This is a genomic window from Caulobacter sp. Root655, assembly GCF_001427665.1.
Lineage (GTDB): Bacteria > Pseudomonadota > Alphaproteobacteria > Caulobacterales > Caulobacteraceae > Caulobacter.
This window is the reverse complement of sequence record NZ_LMHC01000012.1, coordinates 520882-546540: the sequence shown is the minus strand read 5'-3', so window position 1 is coordinate 546540 and position 25659 is coordinate 520882. Positions and strand designations below refer to the sequence as shown.

The following is a 25659-nucleotide window of genomic DNA, read 5'->3' as shown; positions in this document are numbered from 1 at the left end:
TTTCGTCCTCACCCCTTCCGGGCGCCCCGATACTGAGCTCACCCCATCGCACGGGGAGGGACGTCGGCCGGCGACCTGACGGGCGGTGGGCAGTGGTCGAGCGGGAAGGCTTGGCCGCCGCGCCCTTCGGGGCGCCTYYGGTCGGTTCGGAGCAGGTTCGCCTCAGYCGCGACGAAACTCCGGCGCCGGGGGTAGGCGGATCAGGTCAGCAGGCATGCGGGGGTTACGCATGCGGTCCGGGACCGGGGCTCGCCGCCCTGGCCCGCCCGTCGGGGGCGAATGCAGACCGGCTAAGTGATAAAACCACTGCCTACCGGACGCTCTCGAACAACGGTTCCACGCGAAGCGCTCGTCTTCGTCGAAACGGTACTCAAAACTGCAAAACCTCCGGGCGGAGCCCGGGCGCTTCGCACCCTCCCCATCCCATCCCATCGCAGCTTCGGCGCGTGAGCGTGGAGCCGCGTCCAGAGTTGGGGACAGGCGCATGCGCCTGTCCCCGTCCGCGAAGAACCCCCTTTGGGGGAGATGGCCGGAGGGTCCGGAGGGGGATCGCGGCGCGGACCGTCTACGCGAACCCCCGCATCACCCCCCAGGCCTCGAACGGGTCCCTTCGCGAGCGCCAGTTGTTCACCGGCGCGGCTTCGTCGCGGTAGCCGAGCGCCATGCCACAGAACAGCATGTGGTCGTCGGGCAGCGTCAGGAACTGGGCTGTCAGCCGACCATAGGCCGACCAGAACTCCTGGGCGCAGCTGTCCAGCCCGCGCTCGACGGCCAGCAGCATCAGGGTCTGGATGTACATGCCCAGGTCCGACCACTGCGGCGGGCCGCAGTCGCGGTGGATCGAGAAGAACAGTCCCACCGGCGCCCCGAAGAACTCGGCGTTCTTGGCGAACTGCTGCAGGCGGCCCAGCTTGTCCTCACGGGGGATGTTCAGCGAAGCGTAGAGGTCCTCGCCCACCTGGTAGCGGCGGGTGCGCAGCGGCTCCCACAGGTTGGGCGGATAGACGTGATATTCCGGCTCGTCGCGGTCCATCAGGCGCGAGGCGACAAGGGCCTTGAACTCGGCCAGCGGCTCGCCGGCCAGGGCGTGCGCCACCCAGGGCTGGAGGTTGCCGCCCGACGGCGCGCGGGCCGCGGCCTCCAGCAGGTCGCGCACCACGGCGCCCGGCACCGGGTCGGGCTTGAAGGCCCGGACGGACATCCGGCGTTCGACGGCTTCGGCGACGTCCATCAAGAGCTCCCTAACCAATGCGCCGCTATGTGCCGCGACAGACGGTCATGGCTTGGCTAGCATCCGGCCGCAACGTCAAGGCAAGCCCATATCGGGGCGACGGGTTTGGGGGCGATCGGTGCGGGTTCTGGTGCGTAATCTCTTTCTGGCGCTGTTCATCGTGTTCATCGCCGGACCGATCCTGACGGTGATCGTCTATCGCTTCGTGCCGCCGCCGGCCACGCCGCTGATGGTCATCCGGCTGGTCGAGGGCAAGGGCTGGGACCATCACTGGCGGCCTATCGATCGGGTCTCGCCGTCCCTGCCGCGCGCCTTGATCGCCGCCGAGGACGCCCGGTTCTGTGACCACCACGGCTTCGATTTCGACGCCCTGCAGAAGGCCTACGCGAACAACGAGAAGGGCAAGAAGATCCGCGGCGGCTCGACCATCAGCCAGCAGACCGCCAAGAACGTCTTCCTGTGGCCGGGCCGTTCCTATTTCCGCAAGGGGCTGGAAGCCTATTTCACGGTGCTGATCGAGACCCTGTGGGGCAAGAAGCGGATCATGGAGGTCTATCTCAACAGCATAGAGTTCGGTCCGGGCATCTATGGCGCCCAGGCCGCTTCCCAGACCTATTTCCATGTCGACGCCGAAAAGTTGAACCCGATGCAGTCGGCGCGCCTGGCCGCGATCCTGCCCAGCCCGCTGAAGTGGAAGGCCGTCGGTTCCGGTCCCTATGTGAAGAAGCGCTCGCGCCGGATCGGCGCGGCCTCGGGCACGGTTCGCCGCCAGGGCCTGGCCGCCTGCCTGGGCTAGTTCTGTCATCCCGGACGAGTGCGCAGCGCGAAGATCCGGGACCGACGCGTGAGCGCCGGCGCTTCCGGCGGTCCCGGATAACGGCTTCGCCGTTTCCGGGATGACACGGTATGGGAAACAACCGCCCCAGGAGGTTTGAATGCCCGTCGCCCCCGGCCCCACGCTCGAGACCGCCCGCCTGATCCTGCGCCCGCCGGCCCCGGAAGACCTTGACGGCTGGGCCGAGCTGATGGCCGACCCCGACGCCGCCCGCTACATCGGCGGGACGATGGCCCGCAGCCAGACCTGGCGGATGATGGCGGCCATGGCCGGGTCCTGGGCGCTCAACGGTTTTGGCATGTTCTCGCTGGTCGAGAAGGACACCGGCCTGTGGGTGGGACGTGTCGGCCCCTGGCGCCCCGAGGGCTGGCCGGGAGACGAGGTCGGTTGGAGCCTGCATCCACGCTTTCACGGTCGGGGCTACGCCGTCGAGGCGGCGACCGCGACCATGGACTGGGCGGTGGATCACCTGGGCTGGACCAGGATCATCCACTGCATCGACCCGGCCAACGCGCCGTCGAAGGCGGTGGCCCAGCGTCTCGGTTCGCGCTTCCTGGAGATGGGCCGCATGCCCGAGCCCTATCACGAGGCCCCCATCGAGCTATGGGGCCAGAGCGCCGAGGACTGGCGGGCGCGGCGGAGCTAGCGCCCGCGTCGTTCCGTCAGACCCCTGCCCGAGCCCGCAAGGCGTCGGCCGTGGCGGGGTCGGCGGGCAGGAAGATCTCCACCGCCAGTTCCGACAGGGTGACGTCCTGTGGCGCGCCGAACATCAGGGTGGCGCTGAGGAACGACAGCACCGTCCCGTCGACCGCCAGCCGCAGCGGCGCGGCCAGGGCTCCGGCGGTCGGGTCGATCTCGGCCTCGCCGCCGGGATAGGCCTCCAGCTCGGCGATCAGCGCCAGCAGCACCGGATCGCCGGCGGCGCTGGCCTGGCGGCGCAGGCGCGACAGCAGGTGGCCGCGCCATTCGGCCAGGTTGACGATCCGGGGCGCCAGGCCGTCCGGATGCAGGCTGACGCGCAGGACGTTGGTCGGCGGACCCAGCAGGGCGGCGGGCAGGCCGGCCATCAGCCGTTGGGCGGCGGGGTTGGCCGCCTGCAGGGTCCAGTGGCGGTCGACCGCCAGGGCGGGCCAGGGGTCATGGGCGGCCAGCAGCCGCTCCACCGCCTCGCGGGCCGGGGCCAGGGCCGGATCGTCCAGCGCCCGCTCGGCGAACACCGGGGCGAAGCCAGCGGCCAGCAGCAACTGGTTGCGGTCGCGCAGCGGCACCTCCAGCTGTTCGGCCAGGCGCAGCACCATTTCGCGACTGGGCGCGGCGCGGCCGGTTTCCAGGAAACTGAGGTGGCGGGCCGAAATCTCGGCGTCGAGCGCCAGGTCCAGTTGCGACAACCGCCGCCGCTGGCGCCAGTCGCGCAGGTGGTGGCCGATCGGGCGGGGGGCGGAGGTCATGGCCAGGGTCATGCGGCGATCCTAGCGCGGCCCGGCGTCTTGGCCATTACCTGGAAGGTAGGCGCGTCAGGGCCGGTCGACGGCGAAGCGGATGACGCTGGCGTTCTTGTCATCGGCCACCCAGATGGCGCCGTCGGCGGCCACGGCGATCCCGACCGGCGTGCCCTGCGGCCGCACGCCGTCGACCTTGCCCCAGCCCGGGGTGAGGATCTCGGCCTGGGCGGCCGGTCCGGTCCCGAACGGCCGTGAGCCACTTGGATAGGTCGGGAAGGTGGCGCGGAGGCGGGGGACGGGCAGGCCCTTGGCGTCGACCGTGAAGGCCGCCAGCCGGCCGCCCGTCGAGCGGTAGCCGTGCCAGCTCATCAGCAGCTTGCCGCGCAGGGCGGGGAACATCGCGCCCTGGTACCAGGTCATGGCCAGGGGCGCGACGTGGGGCGGCAGCAGGGCCGCGGGCGGGGTGTGGGCGCTGGAGGCGCAGTCCATCGCCCCTGCCCAGCCTGGGGTCGGGGTCGCCATGTCCATGCAATAGGGCCAGCCGTAGTGGCGGCCGGCCTCGATGCGGTTGACCTCTTCGAATGGGCTCCAGCGGTCGGCCAGGTCGTAGCTGTTCTCGGCCTGCAGCACCGTGCCGGAGGGATGGACGGCCAGGGCCACGGAGTTACGCAGGCCTCGGGCCAGCATCGTGAAGTCCGGGCCCCAGCGACCCGGCGAGACCAGGGCGTAGCGGCGGATCCCGGCGGTGGCCTCGTCGCCCTCCGACTGGTCGCAATGGTCGGTCCCCACCCGCGCGCCCTTGTCGTCCAGGCACTGGTCCGACGGCGCGCCGACATTGACCAGCAGGGCGCCGTCGGCGGCGAAGACGAATTGTGACAGCGGGTGGCGATTGTCGTGCAGCCTGTTGTCGGGAAGGCCGCTGACCACCGGCTCCACGGTCGCGGCCGGATCGGGGGCGCGCGGATCGAACCGGAAGATCCGGCTCATCTCGCCGACATAGGCCAGGCCGTCGGGACCGATCGCCAGGCCGTGCGGCAGGGACAGGCCGGTCAGCAGCGGTTCCAGGCGGGCGGGCTGGCCGGGCTCGACGGTCAGCCGCCAGATCACCCCGCGCGGCCGGGTCCAGTCGGACAGGTCGGCGACCAGCCAGGTCCTGCCGTCGTCCAGCGGGACCAGGGTGCGGGGCAGGCGCAGCTGTCGCTGGGCGAAGGCGCCGGGCGTCGGTCCGACCACCAGGCCGGCGCACATCCCCGGCGCGGCGTCGATCGCCATGCGGGGCCAGCCGTCGCAGGTTCCGTTGAGCTTGTAGGCCACGCGCGGCGCGGCCTGGGCGGCGCCCGTGGCGATCAGGCCGAGCCCCAGGAGGACGCCGACATTCTTCAATTTCACGCCGCACCCCTCCGCTGGCCACGGCGTGATCTAGCGGTGCGTCGGGGGCGAAGGGAAGGGGGCGTCAGACCCGGTTGTAGGGATACCGGTCGCGGATCATCCGCTGGAAGAACCGCCCTTTGGACGGGGCCCGGACGAAGGCCTCGGTGACCCTCGGCGGCACCCCGACATAGACGTATTCGTCGCCGTCGTGGAACGTGACGAACAGCTTGCCGTGTTCGGGGTCGTAGTCGATTTGCCGGATCGCCGTGGAATCAACGCGCATGGCCGAAAAGCCCCCGCATGAGGATCGTCGATACAGGAAAAGCGCGTGGCCGAGGCGACCGGTTCCCGGCGCCCGTTTTGCGTGCAGGCCCTGGCGAAATGGGGTGTAGTCCCTGAACCGTAACGGCTCCGTTTCAGGAGCGGGGGAGGAACAATCGCATGCAGCCGCATTCCTGGGTCGCCATCGTCACGCTGGTCGCCCTGCTCGTCTATGTCTGGATGGCGTTGCGCGTCGCCGTGGCGCGCAAGAAGGCCGGCATCCATCCGCCGGCCATGACCGGCGACCCGGTCCTCGAGCGCCACATCCGGGTCCAGGCCAACACCCTGGAATGGCTGGCGCTGTTCCTGCCGTCGCTGTGGCTGTTCGCCCTCTACTGGAGCGACCTGGCGGCCACCGTGCTGGGTGTGGTCTGGATCGTCGGACGCATCGTCTACGCCTTCGGCTACGTGGCCGACCCGGGCAAGCGCGAGCTGGGCTTCGGCATCCAGGGGTTGGCGACCGCCGTCCTGCTGTTCGGCGCCCTGGGACGGGTCATCTGGATCCTGGCGACGGTCGGGGCCTGAAGATCCCTGGTCCGGCGGGCGGGGTCTCGGTATAGGGCGGACCATGCCGCTGCCCGTCGATCCCGCCCGCTATAGCGCCTTCCTGGCGGCCATGTTCGTCATGGCCATCACGCCGGGGCCCGCCAACCTGTTCGCCATCGCCACCGGCATGCAGAAGGGGCGGGGCGCGGCCCTGCTCGGCGTGGTCGGCATGAACACCGCCAGCCTGGTGTGGTTCTCGGCCTCGGCCCTGGGCCTGGGCGCGTTGATCATCGCCTTCCCCAAGGCCTTCCACATCCTGGCCCTGGCCGGGGCGGCCTATCTGGTCTGGCTGGGGGTCAAGTCGATCCTCTCGGGGCTCAAGGCGGATGACGGCGAGGGCGGCGCCCATCGCCAGTTCAAGATGGGCCGCTCGGCCTTTCGCGACGGCTTTGCCGTGCAGATCGCCAACCCCAAGATCCTGCTGTTCTTCACCGCCGTGCTGCCGCCGTTCATCGACGTCGATCGGCCGCTGGTCCCGCAACTGATCATGTTCGCCGCCGCCACCATCGGCATGGACCTGATCAGCATGAGCACCTACGGCCTGGGCGGCGCGGCCCTGTCGTCGCGGATGAACGAGCCCGGCTTCCGGCGCGGCTTCGCGGTGATGGTCGGGGTCCTGCTGATCACCGCCGCCGGCCTGATCGTCTCGCGCGGTTGATCGCTTCAAGACTGCAACGCAAGGGCCTTGGCGAAACCACAAAGCTGCGCCATGCATTATGCTGACGGGACGAAACGACTCTTTTCGCCAAGAGCCTAGTGAAGGGATGCGCCATGATTATTCGCAAGACCATAGCCGGCAAGGCCGGGCTGGTCGCTGCCGTGGCGCTCGCCGCCCTTTTGACGGCCTGCGCCACCGCCACCCCCTACCAGCCCAACCTGCCTGGCCAGGCCGCCTCGGGCGGCTTCACCGACCAGCGGCTGGAGGGCGACCGCTATCGGGTCAACTTCGCCGGCAACAGCATGACCTCGCGCGAGACCGTCGAGCGCTACCTGCTGTACCGGGCCGCCGAGCTGACCGTGCAGCAAGGCTATGACTGGTTCGAGACCGCCGACCGCCGTACCGACCGCAGCGCCCGCACGGTGATCGACGAGGACCCCTTCGGCCGCCCGTTCGGCTATTATGGCGGCGGTTACGGCTACTGGCGTCCGGCCTGGCGCTACTACGGCCCCCGCTACGGCGGCTGGCGTTCGTGGGATCCCTACTGGGGTGACCCCTTCTTCGCCAACCGGGCCGAGATCCGCACCATCGAGAAGTTCGAGGCCAGCGCCGAGATCGTCCTGCATCGGGGGCCCAAGCCGGCGGGCGATCCGCGGGCCTATGACGCCCGGGAGATCATGGCCAACCTGACGCCGAGCATCCAGCGGCCGGCGCCGAAGTAAGAAGCGACGCTTGTCCCTCCCCTTTATGGGGAGGGTGGCCCCGAAGCCGACGGGTGGGGCTTGATGACTCAGCAAACCCCACCCACCAGCTTCGCTGGTCCCCCCTCCCCACGAGGGGGAGGGAAGGCGCCTCTCTATCGCGGCGCCATGCGGATGCCGCCGTCCAGGCGCACGTCCTCGCCGTTGAAGTAGCCGCAGGTGATCATGGTCAGGGCCAGCTGAGCGTATTCCTCGGGGTTGCCCAGGCGCTTGGGGAACGGGACCGAGGCGGCCAGGGCGGCCTTCACGTTCTCCGGCGCGCCGTTCATCAGCGGGGTGTTGAAGATCCCCGGCAGGATGGTGTTGACGCGGATGCCGTCGTTCATCAGGTCGCGGGCGATCGGCAGGGTCATGCCGATGACGCCGCCCTTCGACGCCGAATAGGCGGCCTGGCCGACCTGGCCGTCTTCGCCGGCCACGCTGGCGGTGTTGACGATCGCGCCGCGCTCGCCGTCCTGCAGCGGCTCCAGGTCCAGCATGCCCTTGGCCGACTTGGCGATGCAGCGGAACGTACCGACCAGGTTGATCTGGATGATCATGTTGAAGGCGTCGAGCGGGAAGTGCTTGGCCTCGCCGGTGGCCTTGTCGCGGCTGGCGGTCTTGATGGCGTTGCCGGTGCCGGCGCAGTTGACCAGCACGCGTTCCTGGCCGTGGGCGGCGCGGGCCTTCTCGAAGCCGGCGTCGACCTCGGCGTCCGAGGTGACGTTGACCTTGCAGAACACCCCGCCGATGTCCTTGGCGACCTTCTCGCCGGTGGTCTCGTTCATGTCGAAGATGGCGACCTTGACGCCCTGGGCGGCGAGGGCGCGGGCGGTGGCTTCGCCCAGGCCCGAACCGCCCCCGGTGACGACGGCGGCGACGGTGTTGTCGAGTTTCATGGACGTTTCCTCGTGGCTTGCGTTTAATCAGAACCTTGAGGAGCGGTTTACCCCGATGAGCGCCGACGCCAAACCATCCCCTGACGTCAACCCGGAGCGTAACGCCCGCGACGTGCTGGATCCCAAGAAGGCGCTGGTCCCGGCCACCGTGCGGGTCAACGAGCAACGGGTGACGCGCGGCTTCTGGCCGAAGATCCGCAAGGTGGCGTCGAAAGTGCCCTTCGCCGCCGACGCCCTGTCGCTGTGGTGGTGCGCCCGCGACCCGACCACGCCGACCGCCGCCAAGGGCATGATGTTCGCCGCCCTGGCCTATTTCGTGCTGCCCACCGACGCTATCCCCGACGTGCTGCCGGCCATCGGCTTCACCGACGACGCGGCGGTGATCGCGGCCTTGATCGCCATCGTCGGCAAGAACCTCAAGCCCCGCCACAAGGACTCGGCGAAGGCGTTCCTGACCAAGCTGGGCGGCGATGACTGACGGGTGGCTGTGGGGGGCGGCCGGGATCTGCGCGATCCTGTATGGGCTGGTGCTGGTCGAACGACCGCCGTCGGCGCTCCGCACCCTGGTCAAGACCGCCGCCACCGGCGCCCTGGCCCTGCTGGCCTATCTGCAGGGCGGGGGGCCGCTGCTGGCGCTCGCCCTGGCCCTGTGCGCGATCGGCGACGCCTTCCTGGCCGGCGACCCCAAGCGCTGGCTGCCGTTCGGCCTGGCCGCCTTCCTGGCCGGGCATCTGGTCTATGTGCTGTTGTTCTGGCGCGAGCGCGGGCCGGCCGCCGCCCATTTCTGGGCCGTCGCGCCGCTGGTGGCGTTGGCGGCCGTCGCGATGCTGGCTCGGCTTTGGGGATCGCTGGGCCCGCTCAAGCCGGCCGTGGTCGCCTATGTGCTGGCCATCGTGGCGATGGTGGCGACCAGCCTGCTGCTGGCGCCCCTGCGCTGGCCGGCCACGGTCGGGGCCCTGGCCTTCTTGGCGTCCGACGCCATCCTGTCCTTCGACCTGTTCAAGGGCGCCAAGCTGGCCGGCTCGACCCGGCTGACCGCCTGGGCGGTGTGGTTCCTGTATTTCGGCGGCCAGGCGCTGATCGCCTGGGGGATGTTGCGGTAGGGCGTTGACGCGGCATCGACGACCCACAAAACTTCCGCTTATGACCACCACCTTCGATATCGCCGCCCTGCCCTTCGCCGCCCTGATGGGGGTGGAGGTCACCCACGCCGCGCCCGATCGGGTGGAGGGGCGGATGGTCGTGCGGCCCGACCTCTGCACGGCCGGCGGCATCCTGCATGGCGGGGCGGCCATGGCCCTGGCCGACAGCCTGGGGGCGGTCGGGGCGTTCCTGGGCACGCCGGCCGGGATGCGCACGACCACCCTGGAGAGCAAGACCAACTTCATCGGCGGAGCCCGGGCCGGGACGACGGTGAGCGCGGTCGCGACGCCGCTGCATGCCGGCCGCCGCTCCAGCGTCTGGACCACCCGGATCGAGGGCGAGGGCGGCAAGCTGGTGGCGGTGATCACCCAGACCCAGATGACCGTGGAGACTTGAGCCATAACCCTGTTCGAAACCCGTCCGATCACCGTGTCGATCGCCCGCCCAGCCGCCGAGGTCTACGCCTTCGCCCACAAGCCCGAGAGCTTCCCCCAATGGGCCGCCGGCCTGGGCGGGGGCCTGACCCGCGACGGCGACCGCTGGATCGCCCACGGCCCCGACGGCGACGTGCGGGTGCGATTCTCGCCGGAGAATCCCTACGGCGTCCTCGACCACTGGGTGACGCTGCCGGACGGGACCCAGCTGAGCATCCCGCTGCGGGTGGTGGCCAATGGCGACGGCGCCGAGGTGACCCTGACCCTGTTCCGCGCGCCCGGCATGGACGACGCGACCTTCGCCCGCGATCAGAGCTGGGTGGCGCGGGACCTCGCCGTCCTGAAGGGGCTGCTGGAGCGATGATCACGCTGCGCGCGCCCCGGCCTGGCGACTACGGCTGGATCGTCCAGCGGCATGGCCTGCTCTACGCCCAGGAGCAGGGCTGGGACGCACGGTTCGAGGGGGTGGTGGCCGGCGTCGTCTCGGACTTCGTCAAGAGCTTCGACCCGGCCGGCGAGGCCTGCTGGATCGCGGAACATGCCGGCCAGCCGGTCGGCTCGATCATGTTGGTCCGCGAGAGCGACACGGTCGGCCGCCTGCGCCTGTTGCTGGTCGAGCCCGGGGCGCGTGGCCTGGGCGTCGGCGACACGCTGATCACTGAATGCCTGAGCTTCGCGCGGCGGGCCGGCTACGCCGAGGTGGTGCTGTGGACCCAGAGCAACTTGCTGCCGGCCCGCCGCCTCTACGAGCGCGCCGGTTTCGTGCTCGAAGAAAGCTGGCCCTACGAGGGCTTCGGCGAGGGGCTGATCTCCGAGACCTGGCGGCTCAAGTTTCCGGCGGAGATCTAACTCCGGCCCGCCAAGCAGCCAACGGTTCTGGGCTCGCGAGCCGAAAGTTCGGAGGCTAGCTTAGAGGCGGTGCGTCTAAGTTGGTTTGATAATAAGGCCGCCACCGCCATAGGTGCCGGTTACCTGCCAGCGATCTATTGTAGCCCCGGCCGTTAGACGGTCTGCTTCAATCTGTGCTTCTTCCGCACCTTTAAAAACGCGGGCCTGCGTGACGTCCTTTGTGGCTAGGTTCTCAATAGAAAGATAGAATTCTCCTCGCGCCACGAGGAAAGACAATTTGGGGGTGCATGAGTTCATTCTGCTGACTTTCGTGTTCGCCGACTGCCGGGCGGGAACATCAATGTAGCCGCGACCAATCGTAGTAAGCGCACCACAACCTAACCGCCGAGATGTCCTCGCCACGCCTCCCGCAGCACCTTCTTGTCGATCTTCCCCGTCGCCGTCAGCGGCACCGCGGCGAACACCACGTCATCGGGCGTCCACCACTTGACGATGCGCGGCGCGAGGTAGTTCAGCACCTCCGCCTTGCCCACCGCCGACCCCTCATGGGCCTCGATGACCATCAGCGGCCGCTCCTCCCACTTGGGATGCGGCACGCCGATCACGGCGGCGATCTTCACCCCCGGACAGCCGGCGGCGATGTTCTCCAGGTCGATGGAGCTGATCCACTCGCCGCCCGACTTGATGACGTCCTTCTGACGGTCGGTGATGCGCATGAAGCCGTGCTCGTCCAGCGTGGCGATGTCGCCGGTGTCGAACCAGCCGTCGGCCTCGGCGGCGTCGGTCTCCTGGCGGTAGTAGCGCTGGATCACCCAGGGGCCGCGCACCTTCAGGGCGCCGGAGGTCTCGCCGTCGCGGGGCGCTTCAGAGCCGTCCTCGTTCTCGATCTTCAGCTCGATGCCGAACTGCAGCCGGCCCTGGCGGGTCCAGATGGCGTCGTTCATGGCGTCCTCGCCCAGCGCGGCCAGCGAGGGGGTGGGCGTGGCGATCACCCCCAGCGGGCAGGTCTCGGTCATGCCCCAGATCTGAAGCACGTCGACGCCGTATTTGGTCTTGAAGGTCTCGGCCATGGCGCGCGGCACGGCGCTGCCGCCGATCACCACGCGCTTGAGGCTGTCCGGCCGCTGGCCGGTCTGCTCCAGATAGGCCAGGTACATGGTCCAGATGGTCGGCACGCCGCCGGTGAAGGTGACGCCCTCGTCCCGGATCAGCGGGTGCAGCGAGGCGCCGTCCATCTTGTCGGCGGGCAGCACCAGCTTGGCGCCGCAGATCGGGGCGGTGAACGGCAGGCCCCAGGCGGTGGCGTGGTAGAGGCTGGAGCAGGGCATCACCACGTCGAAGGCCGTCAGGCCAAACGCGCTGGCCAGGCCACCGGCCATGGCGTGCAGCACCACGGCGCGGTGCGAATAGAGCACGCCCTTGGGGTCGCCCGTGGTGCCGGAGGTGTAGCAGAGGAAGGCCCCGGCGTTCTCGTCGAAGGTCGGCCAGTCGAAGCGCTCGTCCTCACCGGCGATCAGCGTCTCATAGGAGATCGCCCCGACGCCCGCGTCGTGGGTCCGTTCGGCGTCCGACAGCATGACGAAGGTCTTCACCGTGGTCAGGCGCGGGGCCAGGCGGACCACCAGTTCGGCGAAATTGCGGTCGAACAACAGGACGCCGCTGGCCGCGTGGTTGATCGTGAAGACGATCTGCTCGTCCGACAGCCGGGGATTGGCGGTGTGCAGCACCGCACCCAGGCCGGGGACGGCATAGAACAGCTCCAGGTGCCGATGGGTGTTCCAGGCCAGGGAGCTGACCCGGTCGCCCGACCTGACGCCCAGCCCGGTCAGGGCATGGGCGGCCTGGGCGGCGCGCGCCGCCAGGCCGGCATAGTCGTAGCGCCACGGCGGCTCGTCGATCAGCCGCGAAACGATCTCGCGCCGGGCATGGGCGCTGGCCGCGTAGCGAAGGATGCCGCTGACCAGCAACGGCGTCGTCTGCATCAGGCCCAGGATCATGCCCGCTCCTCCCTTGTTGTTTTGGGAAGCAGCTTAGAGCGGGCGCGGCCGAATGGGAGCGGCTAATTCTGCTTCGCTCACCAAAAGGTGAGCGAAATTCCGGGCGACGGACGCCTAGAGCGCCCGACCTGATTGCATCAGGCCGGGCGCTCCAGCTTTTTGATTTGGCGCGTTTTCTTCACGCGAACCGGTGTCCACTTCGCTCGAAAACGCTCCTAGAGCCGAGCCAGCACCGCGTCGCCCATCTGGCCGGTGGTCAGGTCTCCGCCGAGGTCGCGAGTGCGGGCGCCCTTGTCCAGGGCGGTCTTGACGGCCGCCAGCAGGATGTCGGCGGCGTCCACGCGGTTCAGCGACCAACGCAGGGCCATCTCGAACGACAGGATGGCGGCCAGCGGATTGGCCAGGCCCTTGCCGGCGATGTCGGGGGCCGAGCCGTGGATCGGCTCGTAGAGGCCCGGCTTGCCCGCCGCGCCCAGCGCCGCCGAGGGCAGCATGCCCAGCGAGCCGGTCAGCATGGCCGCGGCGTCCGACAGGATGTCGCCGAACAGGTTGTCGGTGACGATGACGTCGAATTGCTTGGGCGCGCGCACCAGCTGCATGGCGCAGTTGTCGGCCAGGATGTGCTCCAACTTCACGTCCGAATATTCGGCGGCGTGCAGGTTGGTCACCACTTCCTTCCAGAGCAGGCCCGATTCCATGACGTTCGACTTCTCGGCCGAGGCCACGCGGTTGGAACGGCCGCGCGCCAGTTCGAACGCCACCCGGGCCACCCGCTCGATCTCGGCGGTGGTGTAGACCTGGGTGTCGACGCCGCGCTTCTGGCCGTTCCCCAGATCCTCGATGCCGCGCGGTTGGCCGAAATAGACCCCGCCCGTCAGTTCACGGACGAACATGATGTCCAGGCCCGAGACCAGCTCGCGCTTCAGGCTGGAGGCGTCGGCCAGGGCTTCGAAGCAATAGGCCGGGCGCAGGTTGGCGTAGACGTCCATGTCCTTGCGCAGCTGCAGCAGGCCGGCCTCGGGGCGCAGGTGACGCGGGGCGTCCTTCCATTTGGGACCGCCGACCGCGCCCATCAGCACCGCGTCGCTGGCCAGGGCGGCGTCGCGAACCGCGTCGGTCAGGGGCGTGCCGTGCGCGTCGTAGCTGGCGCCGCCATAAAGCGCTTCCTCGATCGCCAGGTCGGGCGTCAAGGCGGCGGCCACCCGGCGCACCTGCGCGCAGACCTCGGGGCCGATCCCGTCGCCGGGCAGGAGCAGAAGCGTGGACATCGGAAGCTCTCTTTAGGTTTCGCGGTAGTCTGACACGTCGAAGGACGACATGCGGCGGTCAAAGACCCCGAGGTCCGGCCAGCAGGCCCGCCAAGCGGTCATGTGTGGGCTGGCGCGGTGGACGGCCAGGGCGGCTTCGTCGACGAAATGCTCATAGACCCGGATCAGGCCCGGATCCAGCGGGTCCTCGGTCAGGGCGTAGTCCAGGCAGCCCGGCTCGGTCCGGCTGCCCTCGACCTGGGCCCGCAGGTGCGGCCGCAGGTCGGCGAGGCGCTCGGGAGCGACCCTGATCGTGCCGGCGAGGATGATGGTCATGGGCATTCTCCCTTCCCCCTGGAGGGGGGAAGGGTTGGGGATGGGGGTGGAAGCGGTTCAAGATTGAGCGGCGGACTCACCGTGCGCGGCCGGCGGCGCCACCCCCACCCCTGCCCCTCCCCCCTCCAGGGGGAGGGAGGTGTAAAAGCGGTTGCGGGCCTCAAGCTTCCAGCCACGGCCGATCCAGCGCCCGCTTGCTTTCATAGAGGTCGATGTCGGCGCCGTGCATCAGGGTCTCGCCGATGAAGTCGAGGCCCTTGAGCATCTTGTCCTTGCGCACGGGATCGATGTCGAAGTGGAAGCTCTTGCCCGACGGCGAGACCACGGTCTGGGTCGCCAGGTCGATGCTGACCATGTGGTTTCCGCCCTTGGCCTCGTCCATCAGGACGGCGATCTCTTCAGGCCTCAGCACCACCGGCAGCAGGCCGTTGTTGAAGCAGTTGTTGTTGAAGATGTCGGCGAAGCTGGTCGAGATCACGCACATGATCCCGTAGTCCATCAGCGCCCACGGGGCGTGCTCGCGCGAGCTGCCGCAGCCGAAATTGTCGCCGGCGATCAGCACGGACGAGCCCTTGTATTCCGGCCGGTTGAGCACGAACTCGGCGATCTGGTTCCCGTCGCCGTCGAAGCGGAAGTCGTAGAACAGGCCCTTGGCCAGGCCCTCGCGCTCGACGGTCTTGAGGAACTGCTTGGGGATGATCTGGTCGGTGTCGATATTGGCCAGCGACAGCGGCGCCGCGCGGCCGTCGAGACGGGTGAAGGCCTGCATCAGACGGTCTCCTCGGTCAGCCACGTGCGCACGTCGACCAGGTGGCCGGCGATCGCCGCCGCCGCCGCCATGGCCGGCGAGACCAGGTGGGTGCGGCCGGCCCGGCCCTGGCGGCCCTCGAAATTGCGGTTGCTGGTCGAGGCGCAGCGCTCGCCCGGCTGCAGCTTGTCGGGGTTCATGGCCAGGCACATCGAGCAGCCCGGTTCGCGCCAGTCGAAGCCGGCGGCCTTGAAGATGGCGTCCAGGCCCTCTTCCTCGGCCTGTTCCTTCACCAGGCCCGAGCCCGGAACCACCATGGCCGTGACGTGCGGCGCGACCAGGCGGCCGTGCAGGAAGGCCTCCTGCACCACGGCGGCGGCGGCGCGCATGTCCTCGATCCGGCTGTTGGTGCACGAGCCGATGAACACCCGGTCGATGCGGGCCTCGCTGATCGGTTGGCCGGCGGTCAGGCCCATATAGTCGAGCGCCCGGTGGGCGGCGGCGCGCTTGTCGGGCGTCGCGAAGCTTTCGGGATCGGGCACATTTCCGGTCACCGGGATCACGTCCTCGGGACTGGTGCCCCAGGTGACCATCGGGACCAGGGCCGAGCCGTCGATGACCACGGTGCGGTCGAAATGGGCGTCGTCGTCGCTGACGAAGCTCTTCCAGTACGACAGCGCAATGTCCCACGCCGCGCCCTTCGGCGCGGAGGGCTTGCCCTGGATATAGGCGAAGGTCTTGTCGTCGGGCGCGACCAGCCCGGCCTTGGCTCCGCCCTCGATGGTCAGGTTGCACAGGGTCATGCGGCCTTCCATCGACAGGTCGCGGACCACGTCGCCGGCGAACTCGATGACATAGCCGGTGCCGCCGGCCGTGCCGATCTCGCCGATCACGGCCAGGGCGACGTCCTTGGCGGTGACGCCGGGGCCCAGCTGGCCGTCGACGCGCACCTTCATGTTCCTGGCCTTCTCCTGGCGCAGGGTCTGGGTGGCCAGGACGTGCTCGACCTCGGAGGTGCCGATGCCGTGGGCCAAGGCCCCGAAGGCCCCGTGGGTCGAGGTGTGGCTGTCGCCGCAGACGATAGTCATGCCCGGCTGGGTGCGGCCCTGCTCGGGCCCGACCACGTGGACGATGCCGTTGCGGATGTCGCCCATCGGAAAGAACTCGATGCCGTTGTCCTTGACGTTGCGCGCCAAGGTCTTGAGCTGCAGGCGCGCCTCTTCGTCGGCCACGGCGTCGACGCCCAGGGCCTGGCCTTCGGTCGGGATGTTGTGGTCGGCCACGGCCAGGGTGCGGTCGGGCCGGCGCACCTTGCGACCGGCCGCGCGAAGCCCGGCGAAGGCCTGCGGGGTGGTGACCTCGTGGATCAGGTGCAGGTCGATATAGAGGATCGCTTCGCCGTCCTGTTCGTTGACGAGGTGAGCGTCCCAGATCTTGTCGTAGAGGGTCTTGCGTGCGCGGGTCATGATACCCGGGCATCTAGGCCTTGAGAGCGGGCGCGTAAAGCGAGGAAGCGCTGAAAATTGACGCTCGCCGGCGGCCAGGAGGATCAATCCTGCCCCGGTCGGCCCGTGCAAAGGCTTGGCTGCGCATGTTTCTTGCCCCGACGCCGACCTTGAGCGACGAGGACCGCGAACGCGGCCTGCGACATCTGGTCCGGGAAGCCGGTTATTCCAACGCGGTCACGGCGGTGACCAGCGGCGTCATCCTGACCGCCTTCGCCCTGCAGCTGGGCGCGTCCAACACCACGATCGGCCTGCTGGCGGCCGTGACCTTCTGGGTGCAACTTCTGCAACTGCCCGGCGTGCTGATGGTCGAGGGCCTGCGGACCCGCAAGCGGATTTCGGTGCTGGCCAGCCTGATCAGCCGCTGCGCCCTGGTCGGCATGGCGCTTCTGGCGCTGAGCGGCGGCGGCAAGCTGGCCCTTTCCGGACTGGTGGCGGCCCAAGTGTTCTACTGCGGCATCGCCACCTTCGGCGGCTGCGCCTGGAACGCCTGGGTCCGCGACCTGGCGCCCGAACAGCACATGGGTCAGATCTTCGCCCGGCGGACCGTCAACGCCACCATCGTCGGCCTGATCGCCAGCCTGGCGGCGGCCTTCGCCCTGGATCGCGCCCCGGAGGGCTCGTTCCTGCGACCGTTCATGTTCGCCGGACTCTATATGGCCGCCTTCCTGGCCGGGCTGCTCAGCTGTCGCGAACTGGCCTTGACGCCCGAGCCGCAGATGCCCGCCGCCGCCGAGCGCGTGAAGCTGCTGCCGCTGTTGCGCGCGCCCCTGAAGGACGTGAACTTCCGGCGGCTGATCGCCTTCCTGGCCAGCTGGCAGTTCGCGGTGAACCTGGCCACGCCGTTCTTCACGGTGTTCTTCGTCAAGCAACTGGGGCTCAGCGTCACCTTCGTGGTGATCCTCGGCGTGGTCAGCCAGGCGACCAACCTGGTGGCCCTGCGGTCCTGGGGCCTGCTGTCGGACCGTTTCGCCAACAAGTCGGTGCTGGCGGTGGCCGCCCCGGTGTTCATCGCCTGCATCGCCGTCATGATCGGCGCCTCGCAGATCCAGGACCGGGGCTGGGTGATGGCCTATCTGGTCGGCCTGCACGCCCTGATGGGCCTGGCCACCGCCGGGGTGACCCTTTCGTCGGGCAACATCGCCCTGAAGCTGTCGCCGCGCGGCTCGGCCACGGCCTATATCGCCGCCAACGCCCTGATCAGCTCGGCGGCGGCCGGCCTGGCCCCGGTGCTGGGCGGGATGTTCGCCGACTTCTTCGCCGCCCGCCGGCTGGAGATCCTGGTCCGCTGGACCAGTCCCGGCGACGTGCTGACCCTGATGCCGCTACGGGTTTCCAGCTGGGACTTCTACTTCCTGATCGCCGCGATCCTCGGACTCTACGCCCTGCACCGGCTGGCCATGGTCAAGGAGGAAGGTGAGATCGACAGCCGGATCATGGTCGGCGAGGTGCTGGCCCAGGCCCGGCGCGACGTGCGCAACATCTCGCCGATCGCCGGGCTGAAGATGCTGACCGACGTGCCCGCCGCCCTGGTCCGCGAAGGCCGGGTTCGCAAGCGCCTGCAGCGGATGCGCGACCACCGCGACGCTCGCGTGGCGACGACCTCCAAGCGACGTCGATCGACCCGCCGGATCAGTGGAACGACTTGAAACGAGGCTTTAAAACGAAAGAGGGCGCGCTGTCGTGGCGCGCCCTCGTGTCGTTTTTTGGTTTCGAGACCTGAGGTCGTTGAAACCGGCCACACCCTGGAAGGGAGCGGTCTGAAAGCCCGTCGCGCAAGCGGTGGGGGTAGTTAATATAGCCGGCAAAACCAATGTTCTGTCAAGTCCGTGCGGACGCACGCAAGCTTGGCCATGGCTGCTACTTCACGATCGTGTAGTAGGACACCGACTCCGTATCGTAGATTTCGGGGCACGAACCCGTGCCATAGACGTTGATCTTGAAACCCGCCGCCATCGCCGCGTAGATTCCCGCTGCCATCGATTGGCCCTGCAGCGTCGTGGTGTTGATTGACCAACGATCGCTGGTCGCGCAGGCCGGCCGCGGCGCGGCCGCTGGAACGCTAGTGAAAAACACCAGTGAGCCGCCGTTGTTTGGCGCGATCATGGTGACATAGCCGCCACTCGACGAACCGGCCTCGGCGGTTGTTACGGTGGTCGCGGCGATCAGGGCCGCGACCAGGGTGGCCCAGGGCAAGCAGCGCATTTGCGAGCAATCTCCAAGTTGTGCGAGGGAGGTAGCGTGGCCCTGCTCACAAATCACGGTCAAGCTTCGGACCGAGGCGAGGGCAAAGAAAAAGGCCCCGGCGTTGCCGCCGAGGCCTCTGAATTCTTCGCGAGGGCGAAACGCCTATTCGGCGATTTCGACCTTGTCCTTGCGGACGTTGGCGCGTTCGGCGATGCGGGCCGACTTACCGCGACGGTCGCGCAGGTAGTACAGCTTGGCGCGACGGACGACGCCGCGGCGCTTCACTTCGATGCTTTCGATGCTCGGCGAGAGCAGGGGGAACAGACGCTCCACGCCTTCGCCGAACGAGATCTTGCGGACGGTGAAGCTCTCGTGGATGCCGCCGCCCGAACGGGCGATGCAGACGCCTTCATAGGCCTGGACGCGCTCGCGCTCGCCTTCCTTGATGCGGACGTTGACGCGCAGGGTGTCGCCCGGCTCGAATTCCGGAATGGCGCGGGCCGCGAGCAGACGCTCGGATTCTTCGCGCTCGAGTTCCTTGATGATATTGATCGCCATGGTCTCAATCTCCTTTGGGCTTACCCGTTTTCGGGCCGCCTTTTGCCTGTTGATTGGCGAGATGCGCTTCCCAAAGATCGGGCCGCCGCTCGCGTGTCGTCTCTTCACGCATACTGGTCCGCCATTGGGCCACCTTCTTGTGGTCGCCCGACAGCAGCACCTCGGGGATATCCAGCCCTTCGAACGTCCGCGGTCGCGTGTACTGCGGATGCTCGAGGAGACCGTCCTCGAAGCTTTCTTCCTGCGTGCTCTCGAAATTGCCCAGAACCCCTGGAGCCAATCGAACGCACGCCTCGATCACGACCATCGCCGCCGCCTCGCCACCGGCGAGCACGGCGTCTCCGACCGAGACCTCCTCGAACCCACGGGCGTCGAGCACCCGCTGGTCCACCCCCTCGAAACGGCCACACAGGACGATGACGCCCGGCGCTTTCGACCACTCCTTGACGCGCGCCTGGGTCAGGGGCCGACCCCGGGCGCTCATGTACAAAAGCGGCCGCCCACCGACCTCCACGCTGTCCAGCGCGGCGGCGATGACGTCCGCTTTGAGTACCGCTCCCACGCCGCCACCCGCGGGGGTGTCGTCGAGGAAGCCGCGCTTATCCTTGGAAAACCCCCGAATGTCCAGTGTTTCCAATCGCCACAGGTCCTGCTCCTTCCACGACGTGCCGATCAGCGAGACGCCGAGCGGGCCGGGAAAGGCCTCGGGGAACATGGTCAGGACGGTGGCGGTGAACGGCATGGGCGCTCTGTAGCGCCACCCGCCCCCAAAAACGAGAGGGCGGGGTTGCTTAAACTCAGGTCAGGATGGTTCGCGGCAGCGGCTTGCCGGCCTCGGCGGGCATCAGCGGCGGCGACAATTTCACGGGCTCGCTGGTCGGATCGGCCTGCGGGGCGACGTGGTGCGTGGGGGCCACGGCCAGCACGACGGCGGTGGTCAGGGTGGCGGCCACGAGCGCCGTACCGACGCGAATCTTCTTCCATGAGACCATGGGAAACGGACATCCTGCTGTTTCTGGTCGCCCTAGACCAAAGCCCGGGAAAGGGGGAGGTTCCCGTGGGCGGCCCTGGCGGACTCTCATGCCTCTAGGGGAAGCCTTTGACGCCGCCAAGGCGACAATACGACGCGTTCGCCCCAATTGAGCGAACGCCAATTTCGCGGGCAGGGCGCGCCCAAACCTGTCAGCAGCGGGTCATCGAGTCCGATTTCCGCGAGACGATCCTCGCGGGTTCGCGTCATAGTCGCGCCGCCCAAATCTTGGAGTTCGCCTCGTGAGCCAGACCGTCGCCGACCGCTTCCACGCCCTGCACGCCGGCCCGGACGTGCTGCTGCTGCCCAACGCCTGGGACGCCGCCAGCGCCGCTCTGATGGAGGACGCCGGCGCCAAGGCGGTGGCCACCTCCAGCGCCGCCGTGGCCTGGGCGCGCGGCTATGCCGACGGTGACGCCTTGCCGGTCGCCGCCCTGATCGACGTGATCGCCGGCATCGCCCGGGTGGTCAGGGTTCCGCTGACCGCCGACATCGAGGGCGGCTACACCGACGACCTGGCGACCCTGGCCCAGACCGTCGCCGCCGTGGTCGGGGCCGGGGCGGTGGGGATCAATCTGGAGGACGGCCACCGCGATCCCGACCTCCACGCCCGCAAGGTCGAGACCGCGCGATCCGCCGCCGAGAGGGCCGGCGTGAACCTGTTCATCAACGCCCGCACCGACATCTACCTGGCGCGCCTGGCCGAGGGCGAGGCGGCCCTGGCCGAGACGCTGCGCAGGGCGGCGCTCTACGCCGAGGCTGGAGCCACCGGAATTTTCGTGCCCCTGCCGATCGAGGAGGACCTGCTCTCGCAGCTGGCCGCCGGGATCACTCTGCCGTTGAACGCCATGGGCCGGCCGGGCATGCCGTCGGCCCAGCGCCTGGGCGAACTGGGCGTGCGCCGCCTGAGCTCGGCCACCGGCCCGTTCCGCGCCGCCTATGGCATGATGCTGGCCGCGACCAAGGCTTTCCTGGTCGATGGCGACACCACCGGCTATGCGGCCGCCGCCAAGGACCTGCCCGACCTCAACGCCCGCTTCGGTTAAGGCTTGGCGAGCGGGGCGGCGGGAGGCGTGTCCTCGACCGTCTCCTGCCAGTTGAACCGGACCGGCACGGCGATCGGAAGGCCGTCCAGCGGCTCGCCCTCCTTGCTCCAGGGGTTCATCGCCATCAGCTTGACCGCCTCGATGGCCGCCGCGCCGAAGTCCAGTCCGACAGGGTCCTCGCGCCGGACCTGGCAGTCCGTCAACTGGCCCCGCACATCGACGACGCAGGCGACGATGCCGAGGCCCGTCTTGACCCCCGCCTTCACCGCCGCCTGGGGGTAGGCCAGGGCCATGCCCTCGGCGGTCATGGTGCGGGTCCATTTCGGCGTGGTGATCTTGCGAGTGTCTGGTCCCGCCGGATCGCGGAAGTGAAACGGCACGTCGACCGTGTAGCTGCCCAGGGTCTTGGCCTGGTCCGGGGCGAAGGCGACCTGGAAGGCCGGCGCCAGGGAGCGCGCCGCCTTGCCAAAGCCCTTGCCGGCCGGGATTTCCGACAGCACCTCGCAGGAGGTCAGGCCGCCGGCCTTGTTCAGTTCGCAGCGCAACGCCACCTGGCCGGTCGTGGCCCCCTTGGCGTCGGCGGGCCAGGCCGCGCGCACCTGGGTGCTGGACGGCGTGCTCGTCCACGGCGGATCCAGCACCAGGCTGTTGGCTTGGCCGGAGGGGGCCGGGAAGTTCTGGAAGCCGGACCAGATGATGGGGATGGTGACCTCGGTCTCCACCGGCTTGCCGTTCCGGATCTTGGGCTTCATGCGAAACAGCGTCGAGAGCTGAAGGGCCGCCGCGCCGAACCCCATGTTCTCCGGAGCCTCGAAGACCGGCTTGCAGTCCCGCAGGAAGCCTTCCTCATTGACCTTGCAAGTGATCGTCGCCTTGGCGGTGGTCGGCGGCCTGTGGCGGGCCGCGACCGGATAGACGCCCATCAGCTGGTAGACGGTGGGCTTGGTCATCCAGTCGGCGTTGGAATCGCCCGGCGCCAGGAAATTGTAGCTCCACTCGAACCGCCGCCCGACGATCGGGACGCCGTTGTCGTCCTTGGCCTTGACCCGATCCTTCGCCGACAAGCCAAGGGCCGCCTCGCCAAAGCCCATGCCGGCGGGCTCTTCCTTGACGACCTTGCAGTCGGCCAACCGACCGTCCGGGGCGGCGGTGCAGTTGAGGTCAACGTCGCCGGAGATCTTCCGCGCGAAGGCGGCCTTGGGATAGGCGGCGGCGACATCCGCGGACTTCGCGCGCTGGGCGTAGGAGGGGTGCGCCAGGCCATCGTCCGCCGCCAGGCCGATCGTCGGAGCCGCGACCGTCAAGGCCGTCGCGGCCAGCGCCGCCAGAATTCCCGCCCTCATACATCCCCCGGGTACGCGAACAGGCCGCGTCATTTCGCGGCCTGGGGTCGAGTGTAGGCGGGCGTGGCCGCAAGCGCCACCGTGGAGGTGGGCGTCTAGGGTGTTTCCGCCTCGCCCGCGACCGCCTATCTTGCCCCTCATGACCGACACGCTCGCGCCCGATTCCGCCGCCGCTCCCATTCCTGGTGAAGAAGGGGCCGCCCGTCCCCTGACCCAGGACGGCCCGGCCGTGCGGCTGTTCCTGGTGGACGGCTCGGCCTACATCTTCCGCGCCTACCACGCCCTGCCGCCGCTGACCCGCAAGAGCGACGGCTTGCCGGTCGGCGCGGTGCAGGGCTTTTGCAACATGCTGTGGAAGCTGCTGCGTGACATGCAGGGCGACGCGCCCACGCACCTGGCGGTGATCTTCGACCATTCGGAGAAGACCTTCCGCAACCAGCTCTACGACAAGTACAAGGCCCACCGCCCGCCGCCGCCCGAGGACCTGATCCCACAGTTCGCCCTGGTCCGTGACGCCACCCGGGCGTTCGGCGTGCCGAGCATCGAACTGGCCGGCTACGAGGCCGACGACCTGATCGCCGCCTATTCGTGCGCCGCCCGCGACCTGGGCGGCGAGGCGGTGATCGTCAGCTCCGACAAGGACCTGATGCAGCTGGTCGGCGAAGGCGTGTCGATGTTCGACCCGATGAAGGGCGCGCGCATCGACCGCGAGCAGGTGTTCGAGAAGTTCGGCGTCTATCCCGAGCGGGTCGTTGACGTGCAGTCGCTGTGCGGCGACAGCGTCGACAACGTGCCCGGCGCGCCGGGCATCGGCATCAAGACCGCCGCTCAGCTGATCAACGAATATGGCGACCTCGACACCCTGCTGGCCCGGGCCGGCGAGATCAAGCAGCCCAAGCGCCGCGAGACCCTGATCGAATTCGCCGACCAGATCCGCCTGTCGCGACAGCTGGTCAGGCTCGACTGTGACACGCCGCTGCCCGAGCCGATCGACGACCTGACGGTGCGCGAGCCGGACAAGCAGGTGCTGGCCGATTTCCTGGAGTTGATGGAGTTCCGCTCCCTGGCCCGCCGGGTCGGCGACGGCAACGCCTCGGCCTCACCCCGCACCCTCGGCCAAGGGCTGGGGGACCGTCCGGCCGCCACGCCGACCGCTCCGGTACTGGGCGTGTCCTACATGGGCGCCGCCGCCCGGGCGGCGGCCAATCCGGCCGCCGAGCCGGTGAGCATCGACACCGCCACCTATGTCCGCATCCAGGATCTGGAGACCCTGAACGCCTGGGTCGCCAAGGCCACGGCCAAGGGGATCGTCGCCTTCGACACCGAGACCGACGCCCTGTCCTCGGCCACCGCCGGTCTGTGCGGCGTCTCCCTGGCCATCGCGCCGGGCGAGGCCTGCTACATTCCGGTCGGCCACTGCGAGAAGGACGGCCTGGCGCTGGAGGCGGCCGCCGACCTGGTGCAGGTGCCACTCGACCAGGCGATCGCCGCCCTCAAGCCGCTGCTGGAGGACCCGGCGGTGCTGAAGGTGGCCCAGAACGCCAAGTACGACATCGCCGTCCTGGCCCGCCACGGGATCGAGGTAGGTCCGATCGAGGACACCATGCTGATCAGCTACGTGCTGGAGGCCGGTTTGCACGGCCACGGCATGGACGAGCTGTCGGAGCTGTGGCTGGGCCACAAGCCCATCCCCTTCAAGCAGGTCGCCGGTTCCGGAAAGGGGCAGATCAGCTTCAAGCACGTGGGCCTGGCCGAGGCCACGGCCTACGCCGCCGAGGACGCCGACGTCACCCTGCGGCTCTACAACGTGCTCAAGCCGCGCCTGGCGCGCGAGGGCCTGCTGACCGTCTACGAAACCCTGGAACGTCCGCTGCCGACCGTGCTGGCGGCGATGGAGAACGACGGCGTCCGCGTCGATCCGGAAACCCTGCGCCGGCTCTCCAACGAGTTCTCGATGCGCATGGCGCAGTTCGAGGCCAAGGCCCAGGAACTGGTCGGCCGCCCCTTCAACCTGGGCAGCCCCAAGCAGATCGGCGACGTGCTGTTCGGCGAGATGGCCCTGAAGGGCGGCAAGAAGACCGCCACCGGCCAGTGGTCCACCGACAGCGACGTGCTGGAGGCCCTGGCCCTGGAGCACGAGCTGCCGCGCGTGCTGCTCGACTGGCGCCAGCTGTCCAAGCTGAAGGGCACCTATACCGAGAACCTGATCGCGGCGATCGCGCCGGGCGGCGGCAACCGCATCCACACCTCCTACGCCTTGGCGGCCACCACCACCGGGCGGCTGTCGTCGTCCGACCCCAATCTGCAGAACATCCCGATCCGCACCGAGGAAGGCCGCAAGATCCGCAAGGCCTTCATCGCCGCGCCGGGTAAGGTGCTGATCAGCGCCGACTACAGCCAGATCGAGCTGCGCCTGCTGGCCCATATCGGCGACATCCCGCAGCTGAAGAAGGCCTTCCAGGAGGGCCTGGACATCCACGCCATGACCGCGTCGGAGATGTTCAACGTGCCGATCGAGGGCATGCCCAGCGAGGTGCGCCGCCGCGCCAAGGCCATCAATTTCGGCATCGTCTACGGCATCAGCGCCTTCGGCCTGGCCAACCAGCTGTCGATCCCGCAAGGCGAGGCCGGGGCCTATATCAAGACCTATTTCGAGCGCTTCCCGGGCATCCAGGCCTATATGGAGGCGACCAAGGCCTTCGTGCGCGAGCACGGCTACGTCACCACCATCTTTGGGCGGAAGATCAACATTCCCGACATCGGCGGCAAGTCGGTGGCCCACCGGCAGTTCGCCGAGCGGGCGGCGATCAACGCCCCGATCCAGGGCGCGGCGGCCGACGTCATGCGCCGGGCCATGGTCCGGATGCCAGGCGCGCTGAAGGCGGCGGGGCTGTCGAGCCGGATGCTGCTGCAGGTGCACGACGAACTGGTGTTCGAGGCCCCCGAAGCCGAGGCCGACGCCACGATCGAGGTCGCCCGCGAGATCATGCAGGGCGCCGCCGAGCCGGCGGTGGCCATTTCGGTGCCGCTGACGGTCGAGGCCCGGGCGGCCGCCAATTGGGACGAGGCCCACTAAGGGACTCCAGAGAGAAAATTATTTTTGCGTCTCCGCGCGCGCCGCCTCCGGTAGAGCCTTACGTAAGGGAAACGCCCCAAGCCCTTTAAGCGTGCAATCTTGGATGTCGCGGACGGT

The 25659-nt window shown here is 68.8% G+C and carries 28 protein-coding genes; 13 read left to right on the top strand and 15 right to left on the bottom strand.

The genetic code is table 11. The annotated features are described in order from the left end of the window. Positions 1-565: 565 nt before the first annotated feature. Positions 566-1231 carry a nitroreductase gene (locus ASD79_RS11525; protein ID WP_056721632.1) on the bottom strand — a complete coding sequence of 222 codons (666 nt, stop codon included), beginning with the start codon at positions 1229-1231 and terminating at the stop codon, positions 566-568. A gap of 88 nt (positions 1232-1319) precedes the next feature. On the opposite strand from ASD79_RS11525, the gene mtgA reads away from it, so the two are divergent. Continuing rightward, positions 1320-2027, top strand: coding sequence for a monofunctional biosynthetic peptidoglycan transglycosylase (mtgA, locus tag ASD79_RS11520; RefSeq protein WP_056721713.1), 708 nt, complete (start codon positions 1320-1322; stop codon positions 2025-2027). A 139-nt stretch (positions 2028-2166) separates the two neighbouring features. Beyond that, a complete protein-coding gene (locus tag ASD79_RS11515; protein WP_056721629.1) occupies positions 2167-2712 on the top strand; it encodes a GNAT family N-acetyltransferase in 546 nt (181 codons plus the stop codon). Between the two features lie 16 nt (positions 2713-2728). On the opposite strand, the gene ASD79_RS11510 is transcribed toward ASD79_RS11515, so the two are convergent. From ASD79_RS11510 to ASD79_RS11500, 3 genes are all read right to left on the bottom strand, one after another. After that, positions 2729-3526: a helix-turn-helix domain-containing protein gene (locus tag ASD79_RS11510; protein ID WP_082584886.1), complete on the bottom strand. Its 798-nt coding sequence runs from the start codon at positions 3524-3526 to the stop codon at positions 2729-2731. A gap of 54 nt (positions 3527-3580) precedes the next feature. After that, positions 3581-4897 carry a sorbosone dehydrogenase family protein gene (locus tag ASD79_RS11505; RefSeq protein ID WP_056721627.1) on the bottom strand — a complete coding sequence of 439 codons (1317 nt, stop codon included), beginning with the start codon at positions 4895-4897 and terminating at the stop codon, positions 3581-3583. Positions 4898-4961: 64 nt separating this feature from the next. Then, a complete protein-coding gene (locus ASD79_RS11500; protein ID WP_056721624.1) occupies positions 4962-5162 on the bottom strand; it encodes a KTSC domain-containing protein in 201 nt (66 codons plus the stop codon). A 158-nt stretch (positions 5163-5320) separates the two neighbouring features. Between ASD79_RS11500 and ASD79_RS11495 the strand changes: the two genes are divergently transcribed. The 3 genes from ASD79_RS11495 (at position 5321) to ASD79_RS11485 (ending at position 7126) form a co-directional block, all read left to right on the top strand. Next, complete coding sequence (locus tag ASD79_RS11495; RefSeq protein ID WP_056721622.1) at positions 5321-5725, top strand: MAPEG family protein; 405 nt, start codon at positions 5321-5323, stop codon at positions 5723-5725. A gap of 43 nt (positions 5726-5768) precedes the next feature. After that, a complete protein-coding gene (locus tag ASD79_RS11490) occupies positions 5769-6404 on the top strand; it encodes a LysE family translocator (protein ID WP_056721620.1) in 636 nt (211 codons plus the stop codon). Positions 6405-6517: 113 nt separating this feature from the next. Further along, a complete protein-coding gene (locus ASD79_RS11485) occupies positions 6518-7126 on the top strand; it encodes a hypothetical protein (RefSeq protein WP_056721618.1) in 609 nt (202 codons plus the stop codon). A gap of 134 nt (positions 7127-7260) precedes the next feature. Here ASD79_RS11485 and ASD79_RS11480 read toward each other — a convergent pair whose 3' ends face one another. Further along, positions 7261-8043, bottom strand: coding sequence for an SDR family NAD(P)-dependent oxidoreductase (locus ASD79_RS11480; protein WP_056721616.1), 783 nt, complete (start codon positions 8041-8043; stop codon positions 7261-7263). A 55-nt stretch (positions 8044-8098) separates the two neighbouring features. Here ASD79_RS11480 and ASD79_RS11475 point away from each other — a divergent pair, with 55 nt between their 5' ends. The 5 genes from ASD79_RS11475 to ASD79_RS11455 are packed head-to-tail and all read left to right on the top strand — an operon-like array spanning position 8099 to position 10469. Further along, the gene (locus tag ASD79_RS11475; protein ID WP_007668251.1) at positions 8099-8521 is read left to right on the top strand and encodes a YkvA family protein; all 423 of its coding nucleotides are present in this window, start codon (positions 8099-8101) and stop codon (positions 8519-8521) included. Next, positions 8514-9146: a lysoplasmalogenase gene (locus ASD79_RS11470; RefSeq protein WP_056721614.1), complete on the top strand. Its 633-nt coding sequence runs from the start codon at positions 8514-8516 to the stop codon at positions 9144-9146. The genes ASD79_RS11475 and ASD79_RS11470 overlap by 8 nt, the downstream gene beginning before the upstream one ends. Before the next feature lie 40 nt (positions 9147-9186). Further along, entirely contained in the window at positions 9187-9582 is a 396-nt protein-coding gene (locus ASD79_RS11465; RefSeq protein ID WP_056721612.1) for a PaaI family thioesterase, read from the top strand. A 33-nt stretch (positions 9583-9615) separates the two neighbouring features. Next, a complete protein-coding gene (locus ASD79_RS11460; RefSeq protein WP_235524417.1) occupies positions 9616-9984 on the top strand; it encodes an SRPBCC family protein in 369 nt (122 codons plus the stop codon). After that, positions 9981-10469 (top strand): GNAT family N-acetyltransferase, encoded by a 489-nt coding sequence (locus ASD79_RS11455; protein ID WP_056721608.1) that lies wholly within the window; start codon positions 9981-9983, stop codon positions 10467-10469. The genes ASD79_RS11460 and ASD79_RS11455 overlap by 4 nt, the downstream gene beginning before the upstream one ends. A gap of 377 nt (positions 10470-10846) precedes the next feature. Here ASD79_RS11455 and ASD79_RS11450 read toward each other — a convergent pair whose 3' ends face one another. The 5 genes from ASD79_RS11450 to leuC all read right to left on the bottom strand — a co-directional run bounded on the left by ASD79_RS11450 (position 10847) and on the right by leuC (position 16263). Continuing rightward, a complete protein-coding gene (locus ASD79_RS11450; RefSeq protein WP_056721606.1) occupies positions 10847-12466 on the bottom strand; it encodes a long-chain fatty acid--CoA ligase in 1620 nt (539 codons plus the stop codon). Between the two features lie 215 nt (positions 12467-12681). Continuing rightward, positions 12682-13734: a 3-isopropylmalate dehydrogenase gene (gene leuB / locus ASD79_RS11445; RefSeq protein WP_056721604.1), complete on the bottom strand. Its 1053-nt coding sequence runs from the start codon at positions 13732-13734 to the stop codon at positions 12682-12684. 12 nt (positions 13735-13746) lie between these two features. Beyond that, the gene (locus ASD79_RS11440) at positions 13747-14049 is read right to left on the bottom strand and encodes a putative quinol monooxygenase (RefSeq protein WP_056721602.1); all 303 of its coding nucleotides are present in this window, start codon (positions 14047-14049) and stop codon (positions 13747-13749) included. A gap of 160 nt (positions 14050-14209) precedes the next feature. Then, on the bottom strand, positions 14210-14818 hold the full coding sequence (leuD, locus tag ASD79_RS11435; protein ID WP_056721600.1) for a 3-isopropylmalate dehydratase small subunit: 609 nt from the start codon (positions 14816-14818) through the stop codon (positions 14210-14212). After that, positions 14818-16263: a 3-isopropylmalate dehydratase large subunit gene (gene leuC / locus ASD79_RS11430; RefSeq protein WP_056721598.1), complete on the bottom strand. Its 1446-nt coding sequence runs from the start codon at positions 16261-16263 to the stop codon at positions 14818-14820. The genes leuD and leuC overlap by 1 nt, the downstream gene beginning before the upstream one ends. Before the next feature lie 125 nt (positions 16264-16388). Here leuC and ASD79_RS11425 point away from each other — a divergent pair, with 125 nt between their 5' ends. Then, positions 16389-17951 carry an MFS transporter gene (locus ASD79_RS11425; protein ID WP_082584885.1) on the top strand — a complete coding sequence of 521 codons (1563 nt, stop codon included), beginning with the start codon at positions 16389-16391 and terminating at the stop codon, positions 17949-17951. 211 nt (positions 17952-18162) lie between these two features. On the opposite strand, the gene ASD79_RS11420 is transcribed toward ASD79_RS11425, so the two are convergent. From ASD79_RS11420 to ASD79_RS11405, 4 genes are all read right to left on the bottom strand, one after another. Beyond that, entirely contained in the window at positions 18163-18507 is a 345-nt protein-coding gene (locus ASD79_RS11420) for a hypothetical protein (RefSeq protein ID WP_056721594.1), read from the bottom strand. 144 nt (positions 18508-18651) lie between these two features. Beyond that, a complete protein-coding gene (gene rplS, locus ASD79_RS11415; protein ID WP_156400456.1) occupies positions 18652-19047 on the bottom strand; it encodes a 50S ribosomal protein L19 in 396 nt (131 codons plus the stop codon). A gap of 4 nt (positions 19048-19051) precedes the next feature. After that, positions 19052-19789 (bottom strand): tRNA (guanosine(37)-N1)-methyltransferase TrmD, encoded by a 738-nt coding sequence (gene trmD, locus ASD79_RS11410; protein WP_056721592.1) that lies wholly within the window; start codon positions 19787-19789, stop codon positions 19052-19054. A 55-nt stretch (positions 19790-19844) separates the two neighbouring features. Then, on the bottom strand, positions 19845-20039 hold the full coding sequence (locus tag ASD79_RS11405; RefSeq protein ID WP_056721590.1) for a hypothetical protein: 195 nt from the start codon (positions 20037-20039) through the stop codon (positions 19845-19847). Between the two features lie 280 nt (positions 20040-20319). Here ASD79_RS11405 and ASD79_RS11400 point away from each other — a divergent pair, with 280 nt between their 5' ends. Continuing rightward, on the top strand, positions 20320-21123 hold the full coding sequence (locus ASD79_RS11400; RefSeq protein WP_056721588.1) for an isocitrate lyase/phosphoenolpyruvate mutase family protein: 804 nt from the start codon (positions 20320-20322) through the stop codon (positions 21121-21123). Here ASD79_RS11400 and ASD79_RS23855 read toward each other — a convergent pair. Further along, positions 21120-22466: a TonB family protein gene (locus tag ASD79_RS23855; RefSeq protein ID WP_056721586.1), complete on the bottom strand. Its 1347-nt coding sequence runs from the start codon at positions 22464-22466 to the stop codon at positions 21120-21122. The genes ASD79_RS11400 and ASD79_RS23855 overlap by 4 nt on opposite strands. Positions 22467-22605: 139 nt before the next feature. Between ASD79_RS23855 and polA the strand changes: the two genes are divergently transcribed. Beyond that, the gene (gene polA / locus ASD79_RS11390) at positions 22606-25542 is read left to right on the top strand and encodes a DNA polymerase I (protein WP_162252352.1); all 2937 of its coding nucleotides are present in this window, start codon (positions 22606-22608) and stop codon (positions 25540-25542) included. Positions 25543-25659 lie beyond the last annotated feature (117 nt).

Bases quoted from the DNA above. Each gene is read 5' to 3' on its own strand.
- ASD79_RS11525 (WP_056721632.1), bottom strand. From the start codon at position 1,231: ATGGACGTCGCCGAAGCCGTCGAACGCCGGATGTCCGTCCGGGCCTTC.
- ASD79_RS11515 (WP_056721629.1), top strand. From the start codon at position 2,167: ATGCCCGTCGCCCCCGGCCCCACGCTCGAGACCGCCCGCCTGATCCTG.
- ASD79_RS11510 (WP_082584886.1), bottom strand. From the start codon at position 3,526: ATGACCCTGGCCATGACCTCCGCCCCCCGCCCGATCGGCCACCACCTG.
- ASD79_RS11500 (WP_056721624.1), bottom strand. From the start codon at position 5,162: ATGCGCGTTGATTCCACGGCGATCCGGCAAATCGACTACGACCCCGAA.
- ASD79_RS11495 (WP_056721622.1), top strand. From the start codon at position 5,321: ATGCAGCCGCATTCCTGGGTCGCCATCGTCACGCTGGTCGCCCTGCTC.
- ASD79_RS11490 (WP_056721620.1), top strand. From the start codon at position 5,769: ATGCCGCTGCCCGTCGATCCCGCCCGCTATAGCGCCTTCCTGGCGGCC.
- ASD79_RS11485 (WP_056721618.1), top strand. From the start codon at position 6,518: ATGATTATTCGCAAGACCATAGCCGGCAAGGCCGGGCTGGTCGCTGCC.
- ASD79_RS11480 (WP_056721616.1), bottom strand. From the start codon at position 8,043: ATGAAACTCGACAACACCGTCGCCGCCGTCGTCACCGGGGGCGGTTCG.
- ASD79_RS11475 (WP_007668251.1), top strand. From the start codon at position 8,099: ATGAGCGCCGACGCCAAACCATCCCCTGACGTCAACCCGGAGCGTAAC.
- ASD79_RS11470 (WP_056721614.1), top strand. From the start codon at position 8,514: ATGACTGACGGGTGGCTGTGGGGGGCGGCCGGGATCTGCGCGATCCTG.
- ASD79_RS11465 (WP_056721612.1), top strand. From the start codon at position 9,187: ATGACCACCACCTTCGATATCGCCGCCCTGCCCTTCGCCGCCCTGATG.
- ASD79_RS11455 (WP_056721608.1), top strand. From the start codon at position 9,981: ATGATCACGCTGCGCGCGCCCCGGCCTGGCGACTACGGCTGGATCGTC.
- ASD79_RS11450 (WP_056721606.1), bottom strand. From the start codon at position 12,466: ATGATCCTGGGCCTGATGCAGACGACGCCGTTGCTGGTCAGCGGCATC.
- leuB (WP_056721604.1), bottom strand. From the start codon at position 13,734: ATGTCCACGCTTCTGCTCCTGCCCGGCGACGGGATCGGCCCCGAGGTC.
- ASD79_RS11440 (WP_056721602.1), bottom strand. From the start codon at position 14,049: ATGACCATCATCCTCGCCGGCACGATCAGGGTCGCTCCCGAGCGCCTC.
- leuD (WP_056721600.1), bottom strand. From the start codon at position 14,818: ATGCAGGCCTTCACCCGTCTCGACGGCCGCGCGGCGCCGCTGTCGCTG.
- leuC (WP_056721598.1), bottom strand. From the start codon at position 16,263: ATGACCCGCGCACGCAAGACCCTCTACGACAAGATCTGGGACGCTCAC.
- ASD79_RS11425 (WP_082584885.1), top strand. From the start codon at position 16,389: ATGTTTCTTGCCCCGACGCCGACCTTGAGCGACGAGGACCGCGAACGC.
- ASD79_RS11420 (WP_056721594.1), bottom strand. From the start codon at position 18,507: ATGCGCTGCTTGCCCTGGGCCACCCTGGTCGCGGCCCTGATCGCCGCG.
- rplS (WP_156400456.1), bottom strand. From the start codon at position 19,047: ATGGCGATCAATATCATCAAGGAACTCGAGCGCGAAGAATCCGAGCGT.
- trmD (WP_056721592.1), bottom strand. From the start codon at position 19,789: ATGCCGTTCACCGCCACCGTCCTGACCATGTTCCCCGAGGCCTTTCCC.
- ASD79_RS11405 (WP_056721590.1), bottom strand. From the start codon at position 20,039: ATGGTCTCATGGAAGAAGATTCGCGTCGGTACGGCGCTCGTGGCCGCC.
- ASD79_RS23855 (WP_056721586.1), bottom strand. From the start codon at position 22,466: ATGAGGGCGGGAATTCTGGCGGCGCTGGCCGCGACGGCCTTGACGGTC.
- polA (WP_162252352.1), top strand. From the start codon at position 22,606: ATGACCGACACGCTCGCGCCCGATTCCGCCGCCGCTCCCATTCCTGGT.